Source organism: Pseudonocardia sp. ZF1 (assembly GCF_056835605.1).
The window spans coordinates 1,381,486-1,393,642 of sequence record NZ_JAJNBY010000001.1; the positions used below are offsets into that span (position 1 = coordinate 1,381,486).

Here is a 12,157-nt window from a genome sequence, read left to right on the forward strand (position 1 = left end):
ACGTTCGGAAGGAACCGCCCTCCATGCTCATCGACACCCGGCGCGCGCTCCCCGGCTCCATCTTCGAGGCCGAGGTCTGCGTGATCGGCAGCGGTCCGGCCGGGGCCGCGGCCGCGACCGAGCTGGCCGACCGCGGCCTGCGCGTCGTCGTCCTGGAGGGTGGCGGCCCGGGTCTGAGCCGCACCGCCCGCGACACCTACCGGGGCATCACCGGGCGGGGCAAGCACGACCCGGTCGACGCCGTCCGGCAGAAACGCCTCGGCGGCACCTCCCTGGTGTGGGGCGGGCGCTGCGCCCCGCTCGACGACGTCGACTTCTCCGACCGCGAGTGGATGCCCGGTGCCGCGTGGCCGATCCGGCACGAGGAGCTGCGCGCCTGGTACCCGGCCGCCCAGCGGCACCTCGACGCCGGCGCCTGCGAGTACTCGGCCCCGGAGTCGGGCTTCCCGGCTGCCCCAGCCGGGATCCACAGCGACACCCTGCGCTGGGACGACCTGTGGCGCTGGAGCCCGCCGACGTCGTTCGCACCGACCGTGGAGAACATGGCGAAGGCGGGGCGGATCCGGCTGTTCCTGCACGCCACCGTCGCCCGTCTGGAGCGCGACCCGGTGTCGGGCACCGCGACCGAGGCCGTCGTCGTCCCGCGGCCGGGATGCGACATCCGGATCCGGGCGCGGCACTTCGTCGTCGCGGCGGGGGGCCTGGAGTCGGTCCGGATCCTGCTCGCCTCCGACGGCTACGGCGGCACCGGGACCGGAGCCGGGATCGGCGACGAGTACGGCCAGGTCGGGCGGCACTACATGACCCACCCGGTGGGCGAGGTCGGGCGGCTGCGGCTGACCACGGCCGGGCGCACGCTGGGCCTGGGCTACCTGCCCACCGACGACGGCGTCTACGCCCGCCGGATGCTCTCGCTGTCCCCGCAGGTCCAGGCCGACCACCGGCTGGGCAACCTGAAGGCAGCGCTGTGGTTCGCCGACCCGAAGGACGCCGAGCACGGCGACGCGCTGCTGTCGACGTTCGCGCTGACCTACTGGGGCCTGGGCAAGCTCCGCACCGGGTTCAAGGCCGCCGGGACGCACGCCCAGTACAGCCACACCACCGACATCGGCCACCACGTGCGCAACGTCGCCGCCGACCCGCTGCGGGTGGCACGCTTCGCCCGTGGGTGGGCCCGGCCGCGGATCACCGGGGAGCGGCGGGTGCCGTCGTTCATGCCGCTGGACTCCGCGCACTGCCGGCTGCGGTTCGACGCCGAGCAGACCCCCGACCCGGGGAACCGGGTCACGCTCGACCGCGAGCGCGACGCGCTGGGCCAGCACCGGCTGCGGGTCGACTACCGGGTCTCCGCCGCTGACCGGGAGGCGATCGTGACGTCGCTGTCCCTGATCGGCAAGGAGCTGGAGCGGACCGGGCTCGCCCACGTCGACCTGTCCGACGTGGAGCACGTGCACGACATGGACATGACCGACGGCACCCACCAGATGGGGCTGCTGCGCATGTCGGAGTCGCCGCGCACCGGCGTCGTGGACCCGGAGTGCCGGGTGCACGGCACGCCGAACGTGCACATCGCCTCCAGCGCGGTGTTCCCGTCGGCCGGCGCGGTCGGGCCGACGCTGGCGCTGGTCGCGCTGGCCTGCCGGACCGCGGAGCTGATCACGGCCGACGTCCGGGGCTGAGCCCGCGCGGTCAGCCGCGCAGCAGCGTGACCCCGGTCCCGGCGTCGTCGAGCGCCGCCCACATCTCCTCGAGGGGAAGTGGGCGGTGCCGGGTCCGGGTGATCACCGCGTGCGACGGCGTCGGGACGAACGGGAACACCGCCGCCAGCCCGGCGACGGTCTCGCAGAGCCGCTGGGCGGCCGCGGCCATGGACCGGACGTCGGCGCCGGGCAGCAGGAGGAGGAATTCCTCGCGCCCGACGCGCACCGGCCGCCCGGCGGACCCGACCTGCCCGGTGAGCAGCCGGGCGATCCCGCGGAGCACCGCGGTCTCGGCACGGAACCCGTGTCGCCGGGTCATCGACCCCAGCCCGTGCACCCGCAACAGCACCAGGCCCAGGGGCAGGGTGCCCGGGGCGGACCCGTCGAGCCAGCGGTCCAGGAACGCCCGGGTCGGCAGCCCGCTGCGCGGGTCGCGCTCGGCGCCGGGTTCGAGCTCGTCGAGCCGGGTCTGCGCGGCGTCGGCGCGGCGGCGTTCCAGTGACAGCTCACGGGCGAGGGCGTCCGCGGCGGCGTCGTAACGGTGGTCGGTGGCCGTGCCGGGGATGGGGACGACCCGGGAGAGCACCTCGTCGAGGCCGCCGGTGTGCCGCGAGCCGAGCCGCGCGCCGAGCTGGTGACGCAGCCGCAGCAGCTCGGAGTGGGCGTCGGCGTGCCGGAACGACCAGCGGGCGGAGAACAGCCTGCCCCGCTCCAGCGAGCGCGCCGCCCCGTCGACGGCCTCCAGGTCGTGGGCGACGACGGTCGCCCCGGACCGCGGCGTCAGGACGGTGACGCTCCACTCGCGGGCCGCGTCCTCGCCGCCGGTGAGACGGACGTGCCCGAGGCCGTCGGGGAGCCCGTCGGGGGCGTCGCCGACGGTGGCGACGACGGCGCCGTCCCCGCACACGGCGGCGAGCCGGTCCCAGACGCCGAGTGCCGGCCGGAGGTACTCCGACCGCTGGACGAGCCCGACGACCGCCATCGGCCGGTCCCGGGACGGGGCGAGGGCGAACTCCTCGATCGCCAGGGCGAGCGCGTCGAGCAGCGGCTTCGTGACGGTCCGTGAGGGGCGGTGCGCGACGCCGGGCATGAGTGTGGAGTCCCCGGCACTGATCACTCACGCCTCACTCATTTGCAGTAACGCTTGTCACAGAGTTATACGTGTGTGAACGGTTAAGCGGTTGCCTGTGTGATGCGAGTCTCGGTCCCTCCCCGTAACAGTGCGGCGGCGAGTACCGCACCGATCACGAGGAGTGATGATCCGATCCACATGGCGCTCGTGAACCCCGGCCCGAACGACGCCGGGTCGGCGGGGGCGTCCCCGCGGATCCCCGCGATCGCGGGTACGGCCGCGACCGCGAGCAGGCCCGCGGCCCGCGCGATCGCGTTGTTGACCCCCGACGCGACGCCCGCGTGCCGGTCCGCTGCCGCGTCGAGCACCGCCGTGGTCAGCGGCGCGACGGCCGCGGACAGCCCCAGCCCGACCAGCGCCGTCGCCGGGAGCACGTCGGTGAGCCAGGTCGCGCCGGGCCCGATCCGCGACGCCAGCAGCATCCCGGCCGCGGCCAGCAGCAGCCCGCCGGTGACCAGCGGTGCCGGGCCCGTGCGCGTCGCGAGCCGTCCGGCGCGGGCCGACAGCAGCAGCATGAGCACGGTGACCGGCAGGGTCGCGGTCCCCGCCAGCAACGGGGAGAACCCGGCCACGATCTGCAGCTGCACGGCGAGCAGCACGAACAGCAGCCCCAGCGCCGCATAGACGGCGACGGTCACGACGTTCGCGCCGGTGAACCGGCGCCCGTCCCCGGCGTCGCCGGTGCCGGTGAACAGCTCCGGTGGCACCAGCGGGGACCGGCTGCGCCGTTCGACCAGCGCGAACGCCACGAGTGCGGCCACTCCGGCGAGGCCCGCGCCCCACACCTGCAGTCCGGGCGATGCACCGGCGCCGGCCGCCGTCCCGGCCCAGGTCAGCAACGCCAGCCCGGCGACCGCGAGCACGCTGCCCGGGACGTCGAGCCGGTGCGCGGCGTCGGGGTCACGCGACTCGGGCACGTGCCGCACCGCCACCGCGACGACGACCGCCGCGAGCGGCAGGTTGATCAGGAACACCGCCCGCCACGACCACTCCACGAGCGTCCCGCCGACGAACGGGCCCAGCGCCCCCGCGACCCCGCCGAGCCCGGACCAGGCCCCGATGGCCACCGCCCGGTCCGCCCCGTGGAACGACGCCGAGATCAGCGCCAGGCTGCCCGGGGTCAGCAGCGCCCCGCCCACCCCCTGCAGGGCCCGGGCCGCGGCGAGCACCTCGACGCTCGGCGCCAGCCCGCACAGCAGCGAGGCCAGCGCGAACCAGACCGCCCCGGTCACGAAGATCCGCCGCCTGCCGAACCGGTCGCCCAGCGAGCCGCCGAGCAGGATCAGCCCGGCCAGGGTCAGCGTGTAGCCGTTGACCGTCCACTGGAGACCGGCGAATCCGGCGCCGAGGTCCTCGGCGATGCGGGGCAGGGCGATCGTGACGACGGTGTTGTCGAGCATCGCCATGCCCGAGCCGAGCACGCAGGCCGTGATGACCCAACGGCCGGCCGCGGTGCCGGTGCGCAGTCCGGTGTCCATGGTCGGCGAACACCGGGATGTCCCGGTCTCTTCCGCCGCCGCGACGTGCCGTTCCTGTCAGGGGGTGCCTGCACACTGCCGGCCATGGCGGAACGGGCGGCGCGGCCGCTGATCGGGATCGAGGACCTGGCGGTCCCGGAGTGGGCGCGGACGATGCAGGTGGCCGCCGAGGCCGGGGTCCTCGCCGTCGCCCGGTCGGTGCCGAGGACCGCGATGTCGCTGACCCGGTGGGCGTGGCGGGCCGCGCCGGGATGGACGCTGCTGGCCGGGACCGTGCATCTGCTCGCGGGTGTCGCGACCGCGTTCGGACTGCTCGCCACGGCCGACGTGTTCACCCGGCTGCTCGCGGACGGTCCGACCCCGGAACGGGTGGTGGCGTCCCTGCCGGCCGTCGCCCTCGTCGTGGCGGCACTGTCGGCGCGCGCAGCTCTCGAGCTCGCCGTCCGTGCCGTCACGACGACGCTCGCGCCCCGGGTCGAGCGGCTGGTCGAGCGCGAGCTGCTGGAGCACGTCGCCGAGGTCGAGCTGATCGCCTTCGACGACGCCGACTTCACGCTGCTCGTGCAGCGGGCCGATCAGGCGACGGCCCGGATCAGGGAGGGCGTCCGGATGGTCGGCGACCTGCTCGGGAACTGCATCGGCCTGCTCGCCGCGGCCGCCACGGTGGGCGTGGTCCATCCCCTGCTGGTCCCGGTGGTGCTCATCGCCGCCCTGCCGCAGGCGTGGGCGACCCTGCGCACGATCCGCAACAGCTTCCTGTCCCACCTGCGGATGATGGCCAACCACCGACGTCTCGCCATCAGCGGTGGCCTGCTGACCAGCCGCGGCGACGCGGCCGAGGTCCGCGCCTTCACCGTGCAGGACACACTCCTGGCCGAGCACGCGCGCATCGCCGCGGTGGTCGCGGAGGAATCCGTCCGGGTCGGCCACCGCGCCACGCTCGTCACCGCGGTCGGCCGCGTCCTCGGGGGCGTCGGGGCCGGAGCGGGGTATGCGGTTCTCGGCCTGTTGCTCCACGGCGGATGGCTCCCGCTGGCGCTGGCGGGTACGGGGGTCATCGCGCTCCGGACCGCGACGTCGTCAGCGGTGGGGGTGGTGCTGGGGGTGAACAACCTGTTCGACGCCGGACTGTTCGCCGAGCTCTACGACCGGTGTCTCGTCGAAGCGCGCGACCGCCGGTCCCGCGGGACCGCTGCGCCCGCCGGCGATCCGGACGAGATCCGCTTCTCCGGCGTCACCTTCACCTACCCCGGCCAGCCCGATCCGGCACTGGCGGGGATCGACCTCACCCTCCGCCGCGGCGAGGTCGTCGCGTTGGTGGGGGAGAACGGCTCGGGGAAGTCGACGCTCGCCAAGCTCGCGGTCGGGCTCTATCGGCCGCAGACCGGCAGCGTCCGGTGGGACGGCCTCGACACCGGCGGCCTCGACCAGCGCGCACTCCACGACCGGGTGGCCCTCGTGCTGCAGGAACCGGTGCACTGGCCGGTGTCGGCGGAGGACAACATCCGCCTCGGCCGCCTCGACCGCCCCGACGCCGGTGGGACCGCGCTGGCCGACGCCGTCGAGCGGTCCGGGGCCCGCGCGGTGCTCGACGACCTGCCGGACGGCGGCGCGACGGTGCTGTCCCGGGCGTTCCAGGGCGGTCGGGATCTGTCCGGTGGGCAGTGGCAGCGCATCGCGGTCGCGCGTGGTCTCTACCGCGATGCGGCCGTCGTCGTCGCCGACGAACCGACGGCCGCCCTGGACGCCCGTGCCGAGCACGCCGTGTTCGGCGCGTTGCGCGAGCTGTCCGGTGGCCGTGACCGGATCACCGTCCTCGTCACGCACCGCCTGGCGAACATCCGCGGCGTGGACCGCATCGTCGTACTCGACCGCGGCCGCATCATCGAGCAGGGCACGCACGCCGAGCTCATGGCGAACGACGGCCCCTACCGGGAGCTCTTCACCCTGCAGGGGGCCGCCTACGCCGACCTGTGAGCCGTGCGGCCGCGTCCCAGCCGGGGTCAGCCGGTGACCACCCCCGCCCGCCGCCCGGCCTCGGCGAGCCGCTCGGCCAGCAGCGCCGCGGCCGCCTCGTCCACCCGCCCCACCGACAGCCGCAGCATCTGCCGGTCGTCGGGCAGGAACGCGGTGCCGGGGATGGTCAGGGTGTCGTGGTCGAGCAGCAGCGTCCGGACGACGTCGAGGGTCGGGCGGTCCGGGAACGGATGGCGCACCCAGGCGAAGAACCCGCCGAGGGCGGCGACCTCGAACCCACCCGGCCGGTCGGCGAGTGCGGCACCGACCCACTCCCGCCGCCGGGCGATCTCCGCGACCCGGTCGGCCCGCCACGCCCCGGCGCGGGTGAGCCCGGCCACCGCGGCCTCCTGCCCGGTCCGCGGTGCGCAGATGGCGATGCAGTCGAGCAGCTTGAGCACCTGGCGTCGCAGCTCGGGGCCCGCGATCACCGATCCGACCCGGTACGCCGGGATGGCCAGGTCCTTGGAGTAGGAGTGCAGGCCGACCACGGTCGAACGCCACGCCGGGTCGGCGAACAGCGTGTGCGACGGCTCGGTCGTGTCCGGGCGGAACGAGCGGTAGGTCTCGTCGAGGACGAGCGCGATGTCGTGGCGCCGGGCCAGCTCGGCGAACGCGGTCATCTCCTCGGGCGGGACCGTCACCCCGCTCGGGTTCCCCGGGGTGACCAGCACGATCGCCCGGGTCCGCGGGGTGAGGAGCGCCTCGGCGTCGGCGGCGCGCGGGACCAGGTCGGCGTCGGGCTCCAGGTACACCGGCGTGACGCCGCGCATCCGCAGCCACATGTCGTGGTTGAAGTAGTAGGGCAGCGGCGAGATCACCTCGTCGCCCGGACCGGCGAGCGCGTCGGCGACCACGGCGAACGCCTGGTTGCAGCCCGCGGTGACCACGACGTCGTCGGGGGTGAGGTCCCCGCCGTGCTCGCGGGCCAGCTCGTCGGCGATCGCCCGCCGCAGCGGCGGGATGCCCGGCACCGGCGCGTAGCCGGACAGGCCGGGGTCCCGTGCGACCTCGACGACGCGCTCGACGACCTCGGGTGCCGGCGGGTACGGCGGCGCGGCCTGCGACAGGTCCAGCAACGGGTGCGTCGCGTTCCGCGCCGGGTCCCGCTCGCCGGCCAGCGCGAGGGCCGCACCGATGGGGGAGTCGCTGCCGGCCGCCGTCGTGGGGTCGAGTCGCACCGTGGGATGCCGCCTTCCGGGTCGTCCTGCGTCGGTCCTGCGGTCCGATCGTCGCCGACGCGGCCCGGGGCGGTCCAGCGACCCTCGGGATACGGTCGCCGCACGAGGCGTTGCGAGGTGGCACGGTGGTCGAGGTCCGCACGGCGCCCGGCGCGGGGTTCCGCCGCCGGGTCCTGCTCGTCCTGTGCCTCACCGAGATCACCAGCTGGGGCGTCCTCTACTACGCGTTCCCGGTGCTCGCCCCGTCGATCTCGGCGGACACCGGCTGGTCGGTGAGCGCGGTGACCGGCGCGTTCTCCGCGGGCCTCGGGGTGTCCGCGCTGGCCGGGATCGTCGTCGGACGGCTGCTGGACCGGTGGGGCCCGCGCTGGGTGATGACGGCCGGATCGCTGCTGGGGGTGCCCGCCGTCGTCGGGATCGCGGTCGCGCCGTCCTGGCCGTGGTTCCTCGCGGCGTGGCTGGTCGCGGGGCTCGCGCAGTCCGCGACGCTGTACCCGCCCGCGTTCGCGGCGCTGACCCGCTGGTGGGGGAGCGACCGGGTGCGCGCGCTGACCGGGCTCACCCTGGCCGGCGGCCTGGCCAGCACGGTGTTCGCGCCGCTGTCGGCGGCGCTGCTCGGCGGGTTCGGCTGGCGCGGCACCTACCTGGTGCTCGCCGTCGTCCTGCTGGTCGTGACGGTCCCCGCGCACCTGCTCGGGCTGCGCGGCCCGTGGCCGGAGGCACCCGCCCCGCCCGAGCACGCCGACCCGGGCGCGATCGCGCGCAGCCGCCCGTTCCTGCTGACCGTGGCCGCGGTGTTCCTCGGCACGTTCTGCGGGTTCGCGGTCGCGGTGAACCAGGTGCCGCTGCTCATCGAGCGGGGACTCGACGTACAGACGGCGGCCTGGGCGCTGGGGCTCGGCGGGGTCGGGCAGGTCGCCGGGCGGGCCCTCTACACCCGTGCCGTGGGACGGCTGGCCCCACCGGCACGGGCGGTGCTCGTCCTGGCGGCGCTGGCCGCGTCGACCGCGCTGCTGGGACTGCTGCCCGGCCCGGCGTGGCTGCTGGTCGGCGCGGCGGTGCTGACCGGCGCGGCCCGCGGGATCACGACGCTGTTGCAGGCCACAGCGGTGTCGGACCGGTGGCCGTCGCGGTTCTACGGGCGGCTCGGCGGGCTGCTGTCGGCGCCCGCGACGGTGGCGGTCGCGGTCTCGCCGTGGGCCGGCGCGGCGCTGGCCGGGCCGCTCGGGGGCTACCCGCAGTTGTTCGCGGTGCTCGCCGGGGCCGCGGCGGTGGGGGCGGTGCTGGCCGTCGGCACCCGGGTCCGTGATCCGCGCTGACCCGGCTGTGGGGCCGTGCCCGTCCCCCGGGACCTGCCGCCGGTAGTGGCGCGCCGTCGCCTGTCCCGCCCGCCCCGCGACGACCACGGCGCGCCGATCCACCCTCACGGGTGGGCGACGGGCCCGGAACGCACGAAACCGGCCACGGAGGACCGTGACCGGTTTCGGAGGATGTGTGTCCGAGGGGGGACTTGAACCCCCACCCCCTTATACGGGGACTAGCACCTCAAGCTAGCGCGTCTGCCATTCCGCCACTCGGACGTCGCGATCTCTCGATCGCGTCGTGGAGAAGCATAGCCGAGGCCCACGGCCGGGTTGCGGCGGGGTCGGCACGCGTCGCCGGTGGTAGAACGACGCCCATGACCGCTTCAGCGAACGACGACCCGAGCAGTGCCGAGGACGAGGTCGTGCAGCTGTGTTCGGAGCTGATCCGGATCGACACGACGAACACCGCCGACCCGGAGACCCTCGTCGGTGAGGCCGAGGCGGCCGACTACGTGGCGGACAAGCTGCGCGAGGTCGGCTACGACGTCGAGCTCGTCGAGTCCGGCATGCCCGGGCGGATGAACGTGATCGCCCGGCTCGAGGGCGCCGACCGCACCCGCGGTGCACTGCTGATGCACGGCCACCTCGACGTCGTCCCCGCGGACGCGGGCGAGTGGTCGGTGCACCCGTTCTCCGGGGCCGTGCAGGACGGCTACGTCTGGGGCCGCGGCGCCGTCGACATGAAGGACATGGACGCGATGATGCTGGCGGTCGCCCGCCGCTTCAAGCGTGAGGGCGTCGTCCCGCCGCGGGACATCGTGTGGGCCTTCGTCGCCGACGAGGAGGCCGGCGGGAAGTGGGGCGCGCAGTGGCTGGTCGAGCACCGGCCCGATCTCTTCGAGGGGTGCACCGAGGCCGTCGGCGAGGTCGGCGGGTTCTCGCTGACCCTCGGTGAGGACCAGCGGGCGTACCTGATCGAGGCCGCGGAGAAGGGCATCGCCTGGATGCGGCTGCGGGCCAAGGGCAAGCCCGGCCACGGCTCGTTCCTGCACGACGACAACGCCGTCACCATCCTGGCCGAGGCCGTCGCCCGGCTCGGGAACCACACGTTCCCGCTCACGATCACCGACACAGTGCAGGCGTTCCTGGACCGGATGACCGAGCTGACCGGCGTCGAGTACCCGGAGGACGACCTCGGGGGCGCCCTGGCCAAGCTCGGACCGATCTCGCGGATCATCGGCGCGACCGTGCGGGACACCGCGAACCCGACGATGCTCAACGCCGGGTACAAGGCCAACGTCATCCCGTCGACGGCCGAGGCGGTCGTCGACTGCCGGGTGCTGCCGGGCCGCGAGGAGGCGTTCCTGCGCGAGGTCGACGAGCTGCTCGGCCCGGACGTCGAGCGCGAGTGGGTCACCGACCTGCCGGCCGTCGAGACGCCGTTCGAGGGTGCGCTGACCGACGCGATGCAGGCCGCGCTGCGCACCGAGGACCCGACCGCCGAGATCGTCCCGTACATGTTGTCCGGGGGGACCGACGCGAAGGCGTTCTCGACGCTGGGCATGAAGTGCTACGGCTTCGCGCCGCTGCGGCTGCCCCCGGAGCTGGACTTCGCGTCGCTGTTCCACGGCATCGACGAGCGGGTGCCGGTGGACGCGCTGAGGTTCGGCACCCGGGTGCTCGACCGCTTCCTGCGCACGGTGTGACGGGGACGCCGGGCCCGGCCGGCCCGGCACCCCGCTCCGTGACGGCCCCGGCCCCCGGGTGGCAGGGTGGCGGCATGGATCTCTCGGGCAAGGTCGCCCTGGTCACCGGAGGCGCGTCGGGCATCGGTGCGGCCGCGGTCGACCGGCTGGTGGCGGCGGGTGCGCAGGTCGTGGTCGTCGACCGGGACGCCGACGGCGCCGCGGCCGTCGCGGAGAGGGCCGGTGGGCTGGCCCACGCGGCCGACGTCACCGACCCCGCGGCGATGACCGCCGCGGTGGCCGCGGCCGAGGAGCGTTTCGGGCGGCTCGACATCGTGCTGCTCAACGCCGGCATCACGGCGGGCCAGTCCGGCGTCACCGACCTCGACCTGGACGGCTACCGGCGCATCCTCGGCGTGAACCTCGACCACGTGGTGTTCGGGCTCAACGCCGCCGTGCCGGCGCTGCGCCGCGCCGGGGGCGGGCACGTGGTGGCGACCGCGTCGCTGGCCGGGCTGATCGGTCTGCCCGGCGACGCGCTCTACACCGCGACCAAGCACGCCGTCGTCGGCTACGTCCGGGCCGCGGGCCCGGCGCTGGCGGGGGAGGGCATCCGGGTCACCGCCGTGTGCCCCGGGTTCGCCGACACCCCGCTGATCGGCAACGTCCGCGCCCAGTTCGGCGACTTCCCGCTGCTGGGGGCCGACGACGTCGCCGCGGCCGTCGAGCAGATCCTGGAGCGGGGCGAGCCGGGGGAGTGCTGGTACGTGCAGCCCGGCCGCGAGCCCGCGCCCTACGGCTTCCGCGGGGTGCCCAGCCCGCGCGGGGCGGGCACGCCGCCGGAGGTCGGCTGGCAGGACGCCTGAGCCGGGTCTTGACCTCGACGGCGGTGCAGGTCACATCCTGGGGGCATGGCCGAGCTGAACCACACCATCGTCCACTCCCGTGACAAGCGCGCCGGGGCGGCGTACCTGACCGAGATCCTGGGACTGCCCGAGCCGACGTCGTTCGGGCCGTTCCGGGTCGTGCGTGTCGCCAACGGCGTCGACCTGGACTTCATGGACGCCGACCCGGCGACGATCGTCCCGCAGCACTACGCGTTCCTGGTCTCCGACGAGGAGTTCGACGCCGCGTTCGCCCGGATCACCGCCCGCGGCCGGCAGTACTGGGCCGACCCCGACGGGAGCCGTCCCGGCGAGATCAACACCCACGACGGCGGCCGGGGCGTGTACTTCGACGACCCGTCCGGGCACCGCCTGGAGCTCATCACGGTGCCCTACGGCGGCTGACGGGCGGGGACCGTCAGAAGGTGGGCTCGGGCAGCAGGCCCTGCTGGGCGCCGAGCCGTCGTCGCAGCACGATCTTGCGCACGCCGCCGGGATAGAGGCGCAGCCGGGACAGCTCCCAGCCGGAGAACTCGGCCTGGATCGCCAGCCGCACCGACGCCGTCAGCCGGGAGACGTCCCCCTCGATGCGGACCGGGCGGTACTCGTACCGGTCGTCGGTCCAGCCGTCGCCGTCCCGAGTCCCGGCCACCCGATTCCCGGCGGCGGAGTCCTCCGACCCGTTCCCAGCGCCCTCGGTCATGCGTGCCTCCTGGTCGTGCCGTGCTCGTCGGTGCCCACCGGATGAACGGCGGGTGTCGCGTCGGGCATTCCCAC

10 protein-coding genes and 1 tRNA gene are annotated in these 12,157 nt (G+C 75.0%); 6 read left to right on the top strand and 5 right to left on the bottom strand.

What is annotated here, in order from left to right:
* Positions 1–23: 23 nt before the first annotated feature.
* Positions 24–1,679 carry an FAD-dependent oxidoreductase gene (locus tag ZF1_RS06960; protein ID WP_357437306.1) on the top strand — a complete coding sequence of 552 codons (1,656 nt, stop codon included), beginning with the start codon at positions 24–26 and terminating at the stop codon, positions 1,677–1,679.
* Positions 1,680–1,689: 10 nt separating this feature from the next.
* Here the strand turns inward: ZF1_RS06960 and ZF1_RS06965 are convergent, their stop codons facing one another.
* On the bottom strand, positions 1,690–2,817 hold the full coding sequence (locus tag ZF1_RS06965; protein ID WP_357437304.1) for a sensor domain-containing diguanylate cyclase: 1,128 nt from the start codon (positions 2,815–2,817) through the stop codon (positions 1,690–1,692).
* 56 nt (positions 2,818–2,873) lie between these two features.
* The gene (locus tag ZF1_RS06970) at positions 2,874–4,310 is read right to left on the bottom strand and encodes an MFS transporter (RefSeq protein WP_482636790.1); all 1,437 of its coding nucleotides are present in this window, start codon (positions 4,308–4,310) and stop codon (positions 2,874–2,876) included.
* Between the two features lie 84 nt (positions 4,311–4,394).
* Between ZF1_RS06970 and ZF1_RS06975 the strand changes: the two genes are divergently transcribed.
* Positions 4,395–6,287, top strand: a complete 1,893-nt coding sequence (locus ZF1_RS06975; protein ID WP_482636791.1) for an ABC transporter ATP-binding protein — start codon at positions 4,395–4,397, stop codon at positions 6,285–6,287.
* A gap of 26 nt (positions 6,288–6,313) precedes the next feature.
* Here ZF1_RS06975 and ZF1_RS06980 read toward each other — a convergent pair whose 3' ends face one another.
* Positions 6,314–7,507: an aminotransferase gene (locus ZF1_RS06980; protein ID WP_482636792.1), complete on the bottom strand. Its 1,194-nt coding sequence runs from the start codon at positions 7,505–7,507 to the stop codon at positions 6,314–6,316.
* Positions 7,508–7,632: 125 nt separating this feature from the next.
* On the opposite strand from ZF1_RS06980, the gene ZF1_RS06985 reads away from it, so the two are divergent.
* Positions 7,633–8,826, top strand: coding sequence for an MFS transporter (locus tag ZF1_RS06985; protein WP_062400827.1), 1,194 nt, complete (start codon positions 7,633–7,635; stop codon positions 8,824–8,826).
* 176 nt (positions 8,827–9,002) lie between these two features.
* Here the strand turns inward: ZF1_RS06985 and ZF1_RS06990 are convergent.
* Positions 9,003–9,087 (bottom strand) — tRNA-Leu (locus tag ZF1_RS06990).
* A 98-nt stretch (positions 9,088–9,185) separates the two neighbouring features.
* Between ZF1_RS06990 and ZF1_RS06995 the strand changes: the two genes are divergently transcribed.
* The 3 genes from ZF1_RS06995 (at position 9,186) to ZF1_RS07005 (ending at position 11,785) form a co-directional block, all read left to right on the top strand.
* The gene (locus ZF1_RS06995) at positions 9,186–10,517 is read left to right on the top strand and encodes a M20/M25/M40 family metallo-hydrolase (RefSeq protein ID WP_482636793.1); all 1,332 of its coding nucleotides are present in this window, start codon (positions 9,186–9,188) and stop codon (positions 10,515–10,517) included.
* Between the two features lie 74 nt (positions 10,518–10,591).
* Positions 10,592–11,362, top strand: a complete 771-nt coding sequence (locus ZF1_RS07000) for an SDR family oxidoreductase (RefSeq protein ID WP_482636794.1) — start codon at positions 10,592–10,594, stop codon at positions 11,360–11,362.
* Between the two features lie 45 nt (positions 11,363–11,407).
* The gene (locus tag ZF1_RS07005; protein WP_482636795.1) at positions 11,408–11,785 is read left to right on the top strand and encodes a VOC family protein; all 378 of its coding nucleotides are present in this window, start codon (positions 11,408–11,410) and stop codon (positions 11,783–11,785) included.
* A gap of 13 nt (positions 11,786–11,798) precedes the next feature.
* On the opposite strand, the gene ZF1_RS07010 is transcribed toward ZF1_RS07005, so the two are convergent.
* Positions 11,799–12,083: a DUF5703 family protein gene (locus ZF1_RS07010; protein ID WP_062400830.1), complete on the bottom strand. Its 285-nt coding sequence runs from the start codon at positions 12,081–12,083 to the stop codon at positions 11,799–11,801.
* Positions 12,084–12,157 lie beyond the last annotated feature (74 nt).